A 16931-nucleotide genomic window follows, 5' to 3' on the forward strand; every position below is an offset into this window, starting at 1 on the left:
CTGTTGACACTGGGTTGAACATCAGCGAGGTGCAGAATGGAAAAGAGCAAAACAGAAAAGACCTGGCAGCAATGGCTGCGTTTCTCAGCGTTTACGCTAGCAGGCGTAGCGATGGAAGGTAGCGCGCCGGCGCTCAGCATGCCGGCGCAAGCCGCGCCCAAAGCAAAGAAATGGCGATCGATGCAGTAACGCCTACAACCCCAAATCACTCAAGCCCGGATGATCCTCCGGGCGCCTTCCCACAGGCCAATTAAACAGACGTTGCTCTGGCTTGATCGGTAGATCATTAATGCAGGCGAAACGCTGAATCATCAAACCGTCTGCTCCAAAATGCCAATTCTCGTTGCCGTAACTGCGGAACCAGTTGCCGCTGTCATCGTGCCATTCATAGGCAAAGCGCACCGCCAGTTTGTCTTCATGCCACGCCCACAACTCTTTGATCAGGCGATACTCTAACTCTTTCGCCCACTTTCGCTGCAGAAATGTCACGACTTCAGCGCGACCGTTAACGAATTCGCTGCGGTTACGCCACCGCGTATCTTCACTGTAAACCTGCGACACACGCTGTGCATCGCAGCTGTTCCAGGCGTCTTCCGCCATACGCACTTTCTGCAGCGCAGTTTGTTGATTGAATGGGGGCACCAGCATGATTTTCTCCTCTGCATGTAGACAGGTCTGTCTACTTGATTCATCCTGCCGTATGTAGACAATTCTGTCTACCTGTAAGATCGGAAAATTTATATGCTTGCTCCGTTAGAACTTGATGCCAGCGCCACTGCCAGTGAACGCATTCTTCTCAGCGCTCAGCAATTGTTTTATCAACATGGCATCCGTGCCACCGGTGTGGATAAGGTGATTGCCGCAGCTGGGGTGACGAAAGTGACTTTTTATCGCCACTTCCCGGCGAAGAATGCGCTCATTGTGGCGTTTTTGCAGTTACGTCATCAGCGCTGGATGTCAGCATTTAGAACGTCTCTGGCGCAGGATAGCGACCTGGTTAGCGCCCTGCCCGCGACCTTACTGAGTTGGTTTAATGATGCTGATTACCGTGGCTGCGCCTTTATTAATACGGCAGCAGAGTTGGGGAATTCGCTCGAAGAAGCCAGCATGCTGATTCGTCAGCATAAACAAGACATGGCGCAGGCAATTGCAGAGAGGCTGACGGCTGAGCAGCAGTGGAAAACCGCGCAGATTGTGCTGCTGATCGAAGGGGCTATCGTTCAGGTGCAGATTGGAGAAGATGCGGCAACGATTGTTGGGGTATTAAAAGAGGCTTTGGCGCATTTGCTTGGTTCAGCGTAGCGGCGGCCCTTGGGCCGCCGAAGAGCGCACCGAAGTGCGCTGCTACAGAGTCGGTATTAGAACTGGTAAACCAGACCCAGCGCCACAATGTCGTCAGTGTTGATGCCAGCCGCATTGGTGAAGTTGTTGTCGTCCAGCAGGTTGATCTGGTAATCAACATAGGTCGACATGTTTTTGTTGAAGTAGTAGGTTGCGCCCACATCAACATATTTTTTCAGGTTCTGATCGCCATAGTTCTCTACGTTGCCGCGAGAAGAGATGAACGCCAGGGATGGACGCAGACCGAAGTCGAACTGGTACTGAGCAACCAATTCCCAGTTATCAGCGGTATCAGCGTAGCCGTAAGAGGTGGCACTGCTTGAGCCGAAGCGAGTTGCGTTATTGGTACGGGTGTACATTGCCGCCAGGTAGATATTGTTGGCGTCATATTTCAGGCCGCCGGTGTAGGCTGCCGCTTTATCACCACGTCCCAGGATAGCGCCGGTGTTCTGGTTGTTAGTACGGTCGGACTGGAACATCGCCGCACCAATACCAAAGCCCGCACCCAGATCATAAGTGGTGCTCAGGCCGTAACCATCACCGTTCTCACCCAGCACGTCACGGCCGGTAGAAGATTCGGTTGGGTTGTCATTTTTGCCCTGGTACTGCACTGCAAAGTTCCAGCCGTCCACCAGACCAAAGAAGTTGGAGTTACGGTAGGTCGCCATGCCGTTACCGCGCTGGAACATGAACTGATCCGCGCCGTAAGTATCACCACCAAACTCTGGCAGTACGTCAGTCCAGCCTGCAACGTCATAAATTACGCCGTAGTTACGGCCGTAGTCGAAGGATCCAGCATCACCGAATTTCACACCAGCAAAACCGACACGGGTAAAGCTGTTGGCGGTGCCTTCAGCTTCAGAGGTGTTCAGGGCTGCCTGGTATTCCCACTGGCCATAGCCAGTGATTTGATCAGAAACCTGAGTTTCGCCTTTGAAACCAAAACGCAGGTAGGACTGGTCACCATCTGAGCCAGAGTTGTCAGAGAAATAGTGCAGACCATCAACTTTGCCGTAGAGGTCTAATTTGTTGCCATCTTTGTTATAAATTTCAGCTGCGCTTGCTGATCCTGCAACCAGCAATGCAGGGATCATCAGGGAGATAACGCGACGTTTCATTTTATTACCCTCTGTAATGTGCCTTTATTTATGCCACTGCGAACTGAACGATTAAAAACTCAGCCGGCAAGCCATTGTTATTTTATACGGAGCAATAATCTATCACGAAAATGATACTAAATTTCCAAAAGTGTTTCATTGTATTTAATAGTTATTTCTAAATGTAAATAACGGGGAACTTATAAGCAGCACAGATCAACAAAAAATAGAGCACACATTGATAAACCAATTTTTTATCATTTAAAAACAAAATCTTAAATACACATAACCCTCCGCACTGAATGATAAAACAAATGGCCACTCAGCGCATACAATTACTCCCGCTATCATCATTTATTTCATTATTATCTTCATTCACCCCGAATGAGTTGTTTTACCCTAATTCCCGCCGGACATCATTGTCCGGCTTTTTTTTGTCTGCCATTCTGCGCCCAAAATTAATACCACGTAAAGATAGTTTACTGCCTTAAATTAAGACCTCATACATTAGACATTATTTGTTAATTTTAGCACTTTTTGTTAAATAGTTAGCAATAAAACCGCAATGTTAATTTTTCCACGCAACAAAGATCGCTTAAATATTACCCGGCCTAAGAGGTTAATAATCCTGCGATGATTCTCTCACGTTATTCAGTCGTTTAAGTAAGAAGTTCTGGTGCATTTGTGACCATTCTTTAATTCAAGATTATTGCTTCTGGCGGGCATGTCGCAGAGGAAAGAATTTAACTTAAGTCACTCACCCGATGCTCGAGTCTTGCCAGGAAAGTTCTGGAAAAGCATAACGTCAGGCAAAATATCGGTAATATGCCTGTTTCTGACGATAACGGCTGCGGCCAGACCGCCCCAGATCTGAGGTGTGACGCCCGCTTTAGTGCTAAACTTCGTCGCTCTAACAGTTAAAGATAAAACCACTTTTTATGACAGCACTGGACGCCGCACAGCACAACAATTTGCATCAACGAGTCAATCTGGGTACACGCATCGTTTTCCTGATCGCCGGGTTAAGCATGTCCGCGTGGGCCCCCCTGGTGCCGTTTGCCAGCCAGCGCCTGGCGCTGAGTGGTGCATCACTCGGTGGCTTACTGTTGTGCCTTGGCATTGGTTCGCTCGCCGCGATGCCGGTGACGGGCGCACTGATTGCGCGCTTTGGTGGCCGAAGTGTCATGCTAAGTTCCACATTGGTGGTGCTGGCCATATTGCCGCTGCTCGCCATTCTTAATCAGATATGGCTAATGGCCGCCACCCTGATGATCTTTGGTGCCGGACTGGGCATGCTGGACGTCGCGATGAACGTGCAAGCGGTAGAAGTAGAAAAAGCGGCACGCAAACCGATGATGTCGGGTTTTCATGGTTTTTTCAGCCTCGGCGGGATTATCGGAGCGGGAAGCGTGAGTTTGCTGCTGAGCAGTGGATTGACGCCATTGCAGGCGGTGGCGGTGGTGATGATATTGATCGTCGCGCTACTCTTTATCTGCCTGCCGACTCTAATGACAGAACGCCTGCATCAACCTGATCAACCCTGGCTGGTGATCCCGCGTGGCTGGGTCGCTTTCCTCGGCCTACAGTGTTTCATCCTGTTCCTCGCGGAAGGGGCGGTGCTCGACTGGAGTGCCCTGCTGCTATTGCAAAGCCCGGAAATGAGTGTGGCGCATGCGGGATTGGGCTACGCCATCTTCTCCATTGCGATGACGCTGGGCCGTCTGACAGGGGATAAAGTCATCCAGCGCTTTGGTCGTTATCCGGTGATGTTGACGGGCGCACTGGCAGCCGCAGCAGGGATGACGCTGGCGGTATTACTTCCCTGGCCACAGGTTGCCTTGCTGGCTTTCCTGTTAGTCGGCTTCGGTCTGGCAAACACTGTGCCGATGCTGTTCAATGCGGCGGGGAATCAACATGATATGCCGTCGAATCGGGCGATTTCTGCCATGACAACCTTAGGCTATGCAGGTATTCTTTCAGGTCCGGCTTTAATCGGATTTATTTCCCAGTGGCTCAGTTTGAGTGGCGCATTTTTGTTTATCGCCCTACTGCTACTGGCCGTTGCCGCCAGTGCTCGCCTGGTGGCGCGCTAATCGCAGGATCCTGAGACACTATGCTGCCTTATAAATTTCCTTTGACCTCCGGTAACGTCACCCGCTTCTTCGTGGTGTTTAACCTGGTGCTTTTTTTGGCGCTGGGCGCGATGGTGCACAACAGCGTCAATGCCTGGATAACCGAGAAGCGCTATGCGATGACCGACTTAGCGCGCGCCATTCAGAAGCGCATTGATGCTTCTCGTTTTGCCACCTGGCAGATTTATGAAAATCTCGCGACGACTGCCGCCGGTTCTACCCCGAACAGTAATCTGCAGGAAACCCGACTACGCCCGGATGTCTACTACCTGGAAAAGACGCGCCGTAAAACGGAAGCGTTGATCTTTGGTTCACACGACAGCAGCACACTGGACATGACCATGCGTATGTCCAACTATCTCGATACGCTGTGGGGCGCTGAGAATCCCACCTGGTCGATGTATTTTCTCAATGGTCAGGACAATAGTCTGATCATGATCTCCACGCTGCCGCTGAAAGACATGGCAACACGCTATAAAGAGAGCGCGATTAATACGCTGGTCGATAGCCGCCGTGCCGAAATGCTGCAGCAGGCGAATGCACTGGATGAACGCGAAAGCTTTTCGCCACTGCGACATTTTGCCTGGCAGAACGATCACTACTTTACGCTGCGCACCACCTTCAATCAGCCGGGTCACTTAGCGACCGTGGTGGCATTTGATTTACCCATCAACGATCTGATCCCACACAGCATGCCGCTGGAGAATTTCCAGCTGATTCAGGATGCGACGCAGACAACCAGCACCAGTAGTGATGATGCCAGCAGCGAAAGCACACATGTCACGCTGGCGAATCCTAATCTTGAAATTGCTGCATCATTGCCAAGCACCTCGCTGCAGCTGGTTTATCGTGTGCCGCTGACCAGTCTGGCGCTGGATACCCTGCACAACCTGATGTGGCCACTGTTGATTAACCTGGTGCTGTTCCTGCTCTCGATTGCCGGCATCACCCTGTTACGCCAGCAATCGCTGCGCCCGAATGAGAACCAGAGTGCGGAACTTGACTCGCTGCGGATGTTAAATGAAGAGATCGTGGCCAGTTTGCCGGTTGGCCTGCTGGTATATGACTTCGCCACCAACCGTACGCTATTGAGTAACAAGATTGCCGAACACCTGTTACCGCACCTGAATCTGCAAAAAATCATCAATATGTCCGATCAACATCAGGGCGTATTGCAGGCGACCATTAACAATGAAGTGTATGAGATTCGCCACGCGCGCAGCGTGCTGTCCGCCCATACGCAACTGTTCATGATGCGCGATCAGGATCGTGAATTACTGGTCAATAAAAAGCTGCAAAAAGCGCAGCAGGTGTTAGATCGTAATCATCAGATGCGCCAGCAGTTGATGCAAAATTTGGGTCACGCGTTGAATCGCCCGCTTGAGAGCATGGTGGCGCAGTTAGTGCAGCTTAGTCAGCGTGATGATGATGAAACAGTGCTGGATCTGCTCGATGAAAGTCAGGGTCTGGCACGATTAGTGGATGACATTGTCTTGCTCAACCGCCTGGAAGCACACGACTGGTCACCGGATGCCAGCGTGTTCAACTTGCAAGAGCTGCTGGACGAAATCGCCTTAGAAAGTCTGCCATTGATGCGCCGCAAAGGGCTGTCACTGGTGATGAATAATCACCTTGCCAGCGACGAGATGCGTTTTGGCGATCGCCGCGCGCTGCGTAAGGTGCTGACCACGTTGATGCACTATGCTCTGACGACCACGCAATGGGGCAAGATTACGCTGGAAATCAAAGCCAGTGAAAGCAAGCCGAACAGCGTACTGCTGCAATTAGTCGACACCGGCTCCGGACTGAGTGTGGATGAACTGGCGAATGTCGATTTCCCTTACCTGGGCGAAACCACGCAGGACCGCTTTGGCCAGGCCTCAGGCATGGCATTCTTCCTGTGCAAGCAGCTGTGTAAGCAAATGGGTGGGCAGCTTGAGATCATTGCCAAACCCGATATCGGTTCGCGCTACAACATTCAATTGCCGCTGGCGCTGGAACAGCAAGGCGAGCAGGAAGAGAAGCTGCTGGAAGGTGTCACTGCACTGGTCGATATCGCGGTTGAAGACGTTCACAAAATTGTTTGCCGCCATCTGGAAAACTGGGGAGCAAATTGCCTGACCTCTGACGAACGTCTGTCAGGGCAGGAACATGACGTGCTGGTCACCGATGACCCAACACGCCTGAGCGGCTGGTCATTACTGCTGGCCGATGACGAAATGGGATATCGCGTTCTCAACGAGCAGCAAATTCGGGTCAACTTCAACCTGAGCAATGCGCTACTCGATGCGTTGCTCGCGCTGATTGAGAAACAAATGGCGCATGATTTGATAGAGGAGAGTAGCGAAGATGAAGCTGCCACCCCGCTATTAAGCGGCGGCTATTTCCAGCTGTTTACCGAGACAGTACCGCCTGATGTGAAGAGACTGTATACTGAAGCCGCGGAAAAGGATTATCCCTCGCTTGCTCAGACAGCACATCGCCTGAAAGGCGTATTTGCCATGTTAAATCTGGTACCAGGTAAACTGCTATGTGAAGCGTTAGAACAACACATAAAAGCATGTGACGATTTAACCATTAAAAATACCACCAGTGAAATTGACGCGTACGTCAACCAACTGCTGCAGCAAGGTAACCAATAAGATGAATAACTTGAACGTAATTATTGCCGATGACCATCCGATCGTTCTGTTCGGTATCCGTAAATCTCTGGAACAGATCGAATGGGTCAACGTTGTAGGTGAGTTCGAAGACTCAACAGCACTGATCAACAGCTTGTCCAAACTCGATGCGAACGTGTTAATCACCGATCTCTCCATGCCTGGCGAGAAGTACGGTGATGGCATCACCCTGATTAAATACATTAAACGTCACTATCCGGATCTCTCAATTATCGTTCTGACCATGAACAATAACCCAGCGATCCTGAGTGCCGTGTTGGATTTGGATATCGAAGGGATCGTGCTGAAACAAGGCGCGCCTACCGATCTGCCAAAAGCGTTGGCGGCCCTGCAGAAAGGCAAGAAATATACGCCGGAAAGCGTGGCAAAACTGCTGGAGAAGATCAGTGCCGGTGGTTACGGAGACAAACGCCTGTCACCGAAAGAGAGTGAAGTACTGCGTCTGTTCTCAGAAGGCTTCCTCGTGACTGAGATTGCCAAAAAGCTCAACCGCAGTATCAAAACCATCAGTAGCCAGAAGAAATCAGCGATGATGAAACTGGGCGTGGATAACGATATCGCGCTGCTGAACTACCTCTCGTCTGTTAGTGCCACCCAGATCGACAAAGACTAATCGCAGCAGGCGCACTTCGGTGCGCCTGTTTGTGGCTACACAATGTCCATCTGTTTACGGTAGCGGCGCAATTTATTGCACGATAAATCGCGCCGCTGCAGCTTGAACGCTTATCTCATTGATAGCATTGTTATTCCTTTGCATTACCCTTCCCTGCTTTTCCTGACCCGCTCCGCGTAAATCGCTAAGGTTGTTTTCAACACATCCAACGTAACCGGTTTAGACAGACAGTTATCCATACCCGCATCCATACAGCGCTGCTTCTCTTCTGCCAAAGCATTTGCGGTAACACCAATCACCGGGAATGCATGTCCCAGCTGGCGTAAGCGCTGAGTCAGTCGGTAGCCATCCATATTCGGCATGTTGACGTCACTCAGCACAATGTCGATATGGTTGCGACTCAACACGTTCAGGGCATCGACACCATCCTGCGCGGTTTTGGTTTGGTAGCCCAACGTGCCCAACTGCTCTGACAGCAGCATGCGGTTAATGGGATGGTCATCAACTATCAGCACCATGATGTCATCGTAGTTTGCGGCTTCCTGCACCAGCGGCAGCTGCGGAGTGCTGGTGGTATCACTGTTAATATTGATGCGGTAGATGCGGCCTAACAGCAGCGGCAGGTCATGTAAGGTCGCGGTACTGTGCACCCATTGGCCCGGCGCGCTTTCCAGCGGCATATCGATATGCGCACCGCAAATACGGATGCGGGCGCCCACGGGATGCGCAGGAAGATCATCATGATCGCTGATAATGACATCATCACTGGACGCCTGCCCCTGATAGTCGGCGACCTGGATGCCCTGCTGTTGCAGTAAACGTTGCAGGAATTTGGCGAGATAGTCATTGCGCAGGTCAAGCCAAATGGCCTTTTCCTGCAATCCATCCAATAACGGAGGTGCCGGCTGCTGGCCCGCGTAAATCGGAATACGCACCACAAACTGGCTGCCCATACCTGGCTCGGAGTCGACCTCTATATCGCCATCCATCATGTTGATCAGCTTTTCGCAGATAGCCAGACCCAGCCCGGTTCCCTGGAAGTTGCGCTGCACACCGGATCCAACCTGGAAGAACGGGTCAAACAGGCGCGTGACCTCTTTAGCGGGAATACCTACCCCCGTATCACGCACACGGAAGGCCAGATATCCATCCCTCACATAGGCATGCAGAATAATGCAGCCGGTATGGGTGAACTTGATCGCATTGTTCAGCAGGTTGGAAATCACCTGTTGCAGACGCATCGGATCGCCTTCCAGCGTCAGCGGCACGTCATTCTCAATAAACACATACAGCGTCAGGCGCTTACGCACCACCAGCGAGAGATAGTTACCGGCAATGTGATTGATGACTTCACGCGGGGAGAAGGGACGCGGCTCGATCTTCAACTGCTCAGATTCAATTTTCGAGAAGTCGAGAATATCGCTGATGATTTTCAACAGCAGGCTCGACGAGTTATTCATCGCCGTCACCAGTGAATCAACACCTTTCGGCAATGCCTTGGTTTGCAATAAATCGAGGTTACCAATAATACCGTACAGCGGCGTGCGCAACTCGTGGCTAACGGTGGCAAGGAACATGGATTTCGACTGGCTCGCCTGTTCCGCCGCATGCGCCATTTCCTGCAGCGACTGCTCCATTCGAACACGAGCGGAAACATCAACCAGCACGCAAATCGCCACGTTTTCGTTGCGATAGCGCGAATGGACAAAGCTGATTTGCAGGTTAGTGTTGGTACCCGTCAGTACGTCGACGAAGTTGACCTGCTGGCCGCCGATGATCTCGTTCAGGCGCTGGCGATCTTCCTGCGTCAGCATTGTCAGATAGTTGTGCGCCAGTTCATTACTGAGAATATTGGTGCCATCACTGGTGCGCAGAATACAGATGCCCACCGGTGCCGAAGCGACAATTTTACGGTTGAACTGCTCATGCTCTTCCAGCCGATGCGCATTGTCTTCGGCGGGCAGGAACATGCGGCGCTCGAAAATCCACGCCAGGGTGAACAGCACCAGCGCGCTGAGAATATTCAGCAGCAGCGCGTTAATCAGCATGAGCTTAAGCTGATCCATCAATACATCCGTCGACAGTGACCACACCACGTTGAGGTTGGATGGCGGCAACGGTTTCTTCAACACCAGTTGACGGTAACTATCCAGATAACCAAACCAGGTGCTGTCATCGGGTAAATCGTCGAGTGAATAGCCAGGACCACCGCGGCGCGAACTGAGCAGTGGTCGGTAGTTTTCATCAGTGATGGTCGCCACCAGCGGCAGTCCGCCGGGTTGAATGAACTCGTCCAGACGAATATTTTGTTCAACGCCTAACAGCGCCTGCAATTTATTAGCCACGTAAACCGGCATCACCATATAGAAATTTCCCACGCCAGGCTGGCTGCTGGGGGTAATCCAATACATGGGGTTACGCCGCTCTTCTTCATTACCACTGCGATAGTGCAGCACGCGTTCACGCAGCGCCTTCAGGCTGCGTTCGCGATCAACGGAGTTGTTGTTACCAATGGTGAAATCCGCCAGGCACTGATTCTCGCCACCAATAAAGAACACCCGGTTCAACTCATAGGCGGAGGCGAAGTTGCTTTTCCAGTAATTAATGAAGTAGCTGAGCGAATCGAGCGAGTTGCGCCAGGTGTTGCTCATTGAGGTGCAATCACCGTCTGAGAATAACGGCGTGAACTGCGGTAACGTACCTTTGCTGGTGGGTAAACCGTTCAACACATCCAGCCCATTAGCACTGTTACTCAGGCGATTTTCCGTGATGTACTTCAATTCGCGCATCACATCCGCGGAATGACGAACATACCACTCCGCCTGACCATAATTTGTCGCAAACTCCTGACGAACCGCGTTCTCTTTCTCATGCAGCACGTTGATGATGAAAAAGGTGGTCAGTAAGGCACCCAGCGCCCAAAGCAGCAACGCCAGCGCGCGAAAAAGATAGCGCGAGATGCGAAGCGTGGTACGGAAGGAGACGAGATATTTCAAAAGAGGCTCACTGGCGGCAAGGTGTTGTCAGGATGTTGAAAAGTCCTCATACACTAGCTTTATCGGGGTTAAAAAGCCAGCCAGCACGCGACTTTGGGAGTAAAACTCAGATAAAAAAACGGCAGGTCAGTTACCTGACCTGCCGTTAAATAATCCAGGGGATGGATTACTCTTCGTCGTCCGCTTCCGGCGCGTCATCGCTGTCCACTTCTGGCGCGATGTCATCTTCACCTTCCGCTACGCTACCGTCGATGGCGTCGAGTTCTTCCTCTTCCACCGGCTCAGCGACACGCTGCAGACCAACAACATTTTCGTCTTCTGCGGTGCGGATCAGGATCACGCCTTGCGTGTTACGACCCACCACGCTGACTTCTGACACGCGGGTACGCACCAGTGTGCCCGCATCAGTGATCATCATGATCTGATCGCCATCCACCACCTGTACCGCACCAATCACTGGCCCGTTACGTTCGGTGACTTTAATTGAGATCACACCCTGAGTGGCACGTGATTTAGTTGGGTACTCGCTGTTAGCGGTACGCTTACCGTAACCATTTTGCGTCACGGTGAGGATAGCGCCCTCTTCACGCGGCACGATCAACGACACCACTTTGTCATTCTCAGCCAGCTTAATACCACGCACACCGGATGCGGAACGGCCCATGGCACGAACAGCAGTCTCAGCAAAGCGTACGACTTTACCCGCGGCAGAGAACAGCATCGCTTCGTCGCTACCGTTGGTCAGCGCAACGCCGATCAGCTCATCATCTTCACGCAGATTGATAGCGATGATACCGGCGCTACGTGGACGGCTGAACTCCTGCAGGGCTGTTTTCTTCACGGTACCATCAGCGGTTGCCATAAAGATGTTGAAGCCTTCGGTGTATTCACGCACTGGCAGAATGGCGGTGATACGTTCGTTGGCTTCCAGTGGCAGCAGGTTGACGATTGGACGACCACGCGCTCCACGGCTCGCTTCTGGCAGTTGATAGACTTTCATCCAGTACAGACGGCCACGGCTAGAGAAGCACAGAATGGTGTCATGGGTGTTGGCCACCAGCAGACGATCAATAAAGTCTTCTTCTTTAATACGCGCAGCAGATTTGCCTTTGCCACCGCGACGCTGAGCTTCATAGTCGGTCAGCGGTTGGTATTTGACATACCCTTGATGCGACAAGGTGACCACAACGTCTTCCTGATTGATCAGGTCTTCGATGTTGATGTCAGCGCTGTTCGCGGTGATTTCGGTACGGCGTGCATCACCAAACTGATCGCGCATTGCCACCAGCTCTTCGCGGATCACTTCCATCAAGCGCTCAGCGCTCTGCAGGATGTGGATCAATTCTGCGATCTGGTCCAGCAACTCTTTGTATTCGTCGAGCAGTTTTTCATGCTCAAGGCCAGTCAGTTTCTGCAGACGCAGATCCAGAATCGCCTGGGCTTGCTGTTCAGTAAGATAGTACTGACCATCGCGAATACCGAACTGTGCTTCCAGCCACTCTGGACGGGCGGCATCATCGCCGGCACGTTCCAGCATGGCGGCAACGTTACCGAGATCCCATGGCTGCGCCAACAGGCCCGCTTTCGCTTCGGCTGGGGTCGGTGCACGACGAATCAGTTCGATGATCGGGTCGATGTTAGCCAGCGCGATCGCCAGACCTTCAAGGATGTGTGCACGGTCACGCGCTTTGCGCAGTTCGAAAATGGTACGGCGCGTCACCACTTCACGGCGATGGCGCACGAAGGCTTCAATGATGCCTTTCAGCGTCATGATCTTCGGCTGGCCCTGATGCAGCGCAACCATGTTGATGCCGAATGAGACCTGCAACTGCGTCAGCGAATAGAGGTTGTTCAGCACCACTTCGCCCACCGCGTCACGTTTGATCTCGATAACGATACGCATACCGTCTTTATCGGATTCGTCACGCAGACCGCTGATGCCTTCAACGCGTTTTTCTTTCACCAGCTCGGCAATTTTCTCGATCAGGCGCGCTTTGTTCACCTGATACGGAATTTCATTGACGATAATGGTTTCGCGGCCGGTCTTGGCGTCGGTCTCGATCTCACCGCGCGCGCGGATGTAAATCTTGCCGCGCCCCGTGCGATAAGCTTCCTCGATACCACGACGACCATTGATGAAGGCTGCGGTTGGGAAGTCCGGGCCGGTGATGTGTTCCATCAGGCCTTCAACGGTGATCTCTTCATCTTCGATGAACGCCAGACAGCCGTTGATCACTTCCGTTAAGTTGTGCGGCGGAATATTGGTCGCCATACCTACGGCGATACCGGACGAACCGTTTACCAGCAGGTTAGGAATTTTGGTCGGCAGAACTTCAGGGATCTGCTCAGTCCCGTCATAGTTCGGGACGAAATCGACGGTTTCTTTTTCCAGGTCAGCCAGCAGCTCTGAGGAAATTTTCGCCATACGGACTTCGGTATAACGCATCGCTGCAGCAGAGTCGCCATCAACGGAACCGAAGTTACCCTGACCATCTACCAGCATGTAGCGCAGGGAGAACGGCTGGGCCATACGAACGATACTTTCGTAAACAGCAGAATCACCGTGTGGGTGATATTTACCGATTACGTCACCGACCACACGGGCCGATTTCTTATAAGGTTTGTTCCAGTCGTTGCCGAGTTCGCTCATGGCAAACAGCACACGGCGGTGCACCGGCTTCAGGCCATCACGCACATCGGGTAAGGCACGGCCAACGATGACCGACATGGCGTAATCGAGGTAAGAGTTCTTTAACTCTTCTTCGATATTGACCGGTGTAATTTCTCTCGCAAGGTCGCTCATGGAGCCGCTATCCCTCTACATAATCCCGGATTTTAATGGTGCGAAACTATATCACATTGCTTGCCCACGGTGAACGTTAAGCAGGGTTTAATCCCGCTTTTCCTTTCAGGTGAGAGATGCGCTGGCGAGACTTAAGCGTTTATACTGAGGGAATATTTTGTCAGGAGTCTTGATTCAATGAGTGAACAACCGCAGGAAAGCCGCCAGAACGTCGACCACGCTGAGATCGCTAAGTTTGAAGCGGTGGCATCACGCTGGTGGGATTTAGAGGGTGAATTTAAGCCGTTACACCGTATCAATCCCCTGCGACTTGGCTGGATTGCTCAGCACAGCAATGGCTTGTTTGGTAAGAAGGTGTTGGATGTGGGTTGCGGCGGCGGCATCCTGGCTGAAAGTATGGCGCGTGAAGGTGCCAATGTGACTGGACTGGATATGGGTGCAGAGCCGTTGGAAGTGGCGCGTTTACATGCGCTGGAGAGCGGCGTCACCGTCAATTATGTGCAGCAAACCGTGGAGGACCACGCCGCCAGCCATGCCGGGCAGTATGACGTGGTGACCTGCATGGAGATGCTGGAGCACGTGCCCGATCCGCGTTCGGTGGTGCTGGCTTGCGCGCAGTTAGTGAAACCCGGCGGCGAAGTGTTTTTCTCGACGATTAACCGCAATCCAAAGGCGTGGCTGCTGGCGGTGTTCGGTGCCGAATATGTGATGCGTATGGTGCCGCGCGGGACGCATGATGTTAAGAAGTTCATCCGTCCGGCTGAGCTGCTGAACTGGGTCGATGAAACGCCATTGCGCGAGATGGGTATGATTGGCTTGCACTATAATCCGCTGACCAATCAGTTCCGTCTGGGGCGTGGCGTGGATGTGAATTATATGGTGCATACGCATCGCCAGGATTGAGTTTTTGCGCGGGTGCGGTGGAAGCGGCGACTAGGTGCTGTGGGATCGGCGAGTTGGCCAGTCACCCCCCGCCCGATCGCAAAGGAATCATGCATCCATGCAGATCGACCGCCGCATCCCGGCGGCGGACGCTTTGCTCTTCGGGCGGGGGGTTACTGGCCCTGTAGGTTTATCATGGCTTTATAAACGGCCTAAAAGCCGTACCCAGCAGGTCTATACTTCAAGTTCAGGTTCAGGACGTCAATCGCTAAACTTATGGGAAAATCCCCTTAAACGCGGTTTTCTTTCTCGGTTCGCTCATCAACGCCTCTAGTGCCTCGACGCAAGCCAGATAGTGCGGCGTTTTTTTGTGTGCCAAGACTGCGGCTTCATCGGCGTAAGCTTCATAAATAAAGAAGCGCGTGGGTACACTGCTGTCCTGTAGCACGTCAAAACGGAGATTACCCGGCTCCTGCAATGCCCCTAAATGATTCAGCTCGAAAACTCGCAGAAATTCGTCGATACAGTCGGGTTTTACGTTGATTTCGACCAGCGTCACTTCCATCAGTTCGTTCCTTTATCGTGATTCGCAGAGTGGCAATCCTGGCCAGGGTGGTTGAATAAAACTCTTGCAGCGATCACAGTTCGCACTTTCATCCTCTGGCTAACCCCTTCATCTGGAGGTGAAAACCCGCACGCACAGCTATCTTTGCAGTAACACCCGTTGGGCCGTCGGCGTGGAGCACTCGTTCCGTATTGACAGGAGTTTCGTGATGACACACGCCCCGCATTTAATGGCGCTCGACGCTGGCACCGGCAGTATTCGCGCCGTGATTTTCAATCTGCAAGGTGAGCAGGTCACCGTGGCGCAAGCGGAATGGCGCCATCTCGCCCTGCCCGATGTGCCGGGTTCGATGGAGTTTGACCTTAACCACAACTGGCAACTTGCCTGTCAGTGCATCCGCCAGGCGCTGCAACAGTCTCAACTGCCTGCCAGCGCGATTCGCAGTGTGGCATGCTGCTCGATGCGCGAAGGCATTGTGCTTTACGACAAAGCAGGCGAAGCGATTTGGGCCTGCGCTAACGTAGACGCACGCGCCAGCCGTGAAGTGAGTGAGCTGAAGGAGATCCATCACGGCGAGTTTGAGCGTGAAATCTACCATTGCTCAGGACAAACTCTGGCACTGGGCGCGATGCCCCGCCTACTCTGGTTAGCTCACCATCGCCCTGATATTTATCGCCAAGCCGCCACCTTAACCATGATCAGCGACTGGCTGGCGAAGTGCCTCAGTGGTGAACTGGCGGTGGATCCGTCCAATGCGGGCACCACCGGCCTGCTGGATTTACACACTCGGCAATGGCGACCTGACCTGCTGGAGATGGCGGGATTGCGTGGCGATATCCTGTCCCCTGTCGCCGAAACCGGTACCAGGTTAGGAGAAGTTACTGGCGAAGCCGCGCGTCAATGTGGGCTGGAGAAAGGCACAGCAGTCGGCATGGGCGGCGGTGATGTGCAGTTGGGTACGCTCGGGTTAGGCGTGGTGAATGCGGGCGAGACCGCCGTGCTGGGGGGCACCTTCTGGCAGCAGGTGGTGAATTTGCCCCAACCGCAGGTTGACCCTGAGATGAACATCCGCGTCAATCCACATGTCATCCCCGGCATGGCGCAGGCTGAAGCCATCAGTTTTTTCACCGGGCTAACCATGCGCTGGTTCCGCGATGCTTTTTGCGGTGAAGAGAAATTGCTCGCAGAACGTCTGGGTGTCGATTGTTACAGCCTGTTGGAAGAGATGGCCGCACGCGTGCCTGCCGGTTCATGGGGTGTGATGCCGGTGTTCTCCGATGCCATGCACTTCAATAAGTGGTATCACGCCGCTCCTTCATTTATTAACCTCTCCATCGATCCCGAACGCTGTAATAAACAAACGTTATTCCGCGCCCTGCAGGAGAACGCCGCCATCGTCTCTGCCTGTAATCTTGATCAAGTGGCAGCGTTTTCCGGCATGCGTACCTCACAACTGGTGTTTGCCGGTGGCGGGGCCAAGGGAAAACTGTGGAGTCAGATACTGAGTGATGTCACCGGATTGACGGTGAAAGTACCGCAGGTCAAAGAGGCAACGGCCCTGGGGTGTGCGATAGCGGCTGGCGTGGCGGCTGGCATTTACGACAGCCTGCAGGAGACGGGGCAAGCACTGGTAAGGTGGGAGCGTGAATTCGAGCCTAATCCACAACACCATCAACTCTACCAGCAGCAAAAGACGCGTTGGCAACAGGTCTACGCAGACCAACTGACCTTAGTGGACAGTGGATTAACCACCTCGATGTGGAAAGCGCCGGGTTTGTAAATTTACGGCTATCCAGATCAATTTCCTTTTAGACGCGTACC

General features: G+C 52.8%; 12 protein-coding genes. 7 read left to right on the top strand and 5 right to left on the bottom strand.

The window, feature by feature from the left end:
- Positions 1-36: 36 nt before the first annotated feature.
- On the top strand, positions 37-189 hold the full coding sequence (locus tag QMZ30_RS03640) for a hypothetical protein (protein ID WP_283226444.1): 153 nt from the start codon (positions 37-39) through the stop codon (positions 187-189).
- A gap of 3 nt (positions 190-192) precedes the next feature.
- Here the strand turns inward: QMZ30_RS03640 and QMZ30_RS03645 are convergent, their stop codons facing one another.
- A complete protein-coding gene (locus QMZ30_RS03645) occupies positions 193-648 on the bottom strand; it encodes a nuclear transport factor 2 family protein (RefSeq protein ID WP_283226445.1) in 456 nt (151 codons plus the stop codon).
- A 93-nt stretch (positions 649-741) separates the two neighbouring features.
- Between QMZ30_RS03645 and QMZ30_RS03650 the strand changes: the two genes are divergently transcribed.
- Positions 742-1302 carry a TetR/AcrR family transcriptional regulator gene (locus QMZ30_RS03650; RefSeq protein ID WP_283226446.1) on the top strand — a complete coding sequence of 187 codons (561 nt, stop codon included), beginning with the start codon at positions 742-744 and terminating at the stop codon, positions 1300-1302.
- A gap of 56 nt (positions 1303-1358) precedes the next feature.
- On the opposite strand, the gene ompC is transcribed toward QMZ30_RS03650, so the two are convergent.
- A complete protein-coding gene (ompC, locus tag QMZ30_RS03655) occupies positions 1359-2459 on the bottom strand; it encodes a porin OmpC (RefSeq protein WP_283226447.1) in 1101 nt (366 codons plus the stop codon).
- A 917-nt stretch (positions 2460-3376) separates the two neighbouring features.
- On the opposite strand from ompC, the gene QMZ30_RS03660 reads away from it, so the two are divergent.
- The 3 genes from QMZ30_RS03660 to rcsB are packed head-to-tail and all read left to right on the top strand — an operon-like array spanning position 3377 to position 7864.
- On the top strand, positions 3377-4531 hold the full coding sequence (locus QMZ30_RS03660; protein ID WP_283226448.1) for an MFS transporter: 1155 nt from the start codon (positions 3377-3379) through the stop codon (positions 4529-4531).
- 23 nt (positions 4532-4554) lie between these two features.
- On the top strand, positions 4555-7212 hold the full coding sequence (rcsD, locus tag QMZ30_RS03665) for a phosphotransferase RcsD (protein WP_283226623.1): 2658 nt from the start codon (positions 4555-4557) through the stop codon (positions 7210-7212).
- A gap of 1 nt (position 7213) precedes the next feature.
- Positions 7214-7864, top strand: a complete 651-nt coding sequence (gene rcsB / locus QMZ30_RS03670; RefSeq protein WP_039328341.1) for a response regulator transcription factor RcsB — start codon at positions 7214-7216, stop codon at positions 7862-7864.
- A 143-nt stretch (positions 7865-8007) separates the two neighbouring features.
- On the opposite strand, the gene rcsC is transcribed toward rcsB, so the two are convergent.
- Together rcsC and gyrA are read right to left on the bottom strand one after the other, a co-directional pair.
- Positions 8008-10860, bottom strand: coding sequence for a two-component system sensor histidine kinase RcsC (gene rcsC / locus QMZ30_RS03675; protein WP_283226449.1), 2853 nt, complete (start codon positions 10858-10860; stop codon positions 8008-8010).
- A gap of 166 nt (positions 10861-11026) precedes the next feature.
- Positions 11027-13663 (bottom strand): DNA topoisomerase (ATP-hydrolyzing) subunit A, encoded by a 2637-nt coding sequence (gyrA, locus tag QMZ30_RS03680; protein WP_283226450.1) that lies wholly within the window; start codon positions 13661-13663, stop codon positions 11027-11029.
- A 177-nt stretch (positions 13664-13840) separates the two neighbouring features.
- Between gyrA and ubiG the strand changes: the two genes are divergently transcribed.
- A complete protein-coding gene (gene ubiG / locus QMZ30_RS03685) occupies positions 13841-14566 on the top strand; it encodes a bifunctional 2-polyprenyl-6-hydroxyphenol methylase/3-demethylubiquinol 3-O-methyltransferase UbiG (protein WP_283226451.1) in 726 nt (241 codons plus the stop codon).
- A gap of 253 nt (positions 14567-14819) precedes the next feature.
- Here ubiG and lsrG read toward each other — a convergent pair whose 3' ends face one another.
- Positions 14820-15110 carry a (4S)-4-hydroxy-5-phosphonooxypentane-2,3-dione isomerase gene (gene lsrG, locus QMZ30_RS03690; protein WP_283226452.1) on the bottom strand — a complete coding sequence of 97 codons (291 nt, stop codon included), beginning with the start codon at positions 15108-15110 and terminating at the stop codon, positions 14820-14822.
- Positions 15111-15318: 208 nt separating this feature from the next.
- Between lsrG and lsrK the strand changes: the two genes are divergently transcribed.
- Positions 15319-16890 (top strand): autoinducer-2 kinase, encoded by a 1572-nt coding sequence (gene lsrK, locus QMZ30_RS03695; protein WP_283226453.1) that lies wholly within the window; start codon positions 15319-15321, stop codon positions 16888-16890.
- Positions 16891-16931: the final 41 nt, after the last annotated feature.

Origin of the sequence: Pantoea sp. EA-12 (assembly GCF_030053355.1) — a bacterium.
GTDB lineage: Bacteria > Pseudomonadota > Gammaproteobacteria > Enterobacterales > Enterobacteriaceae > Pantoea > Pantoea vagans_C.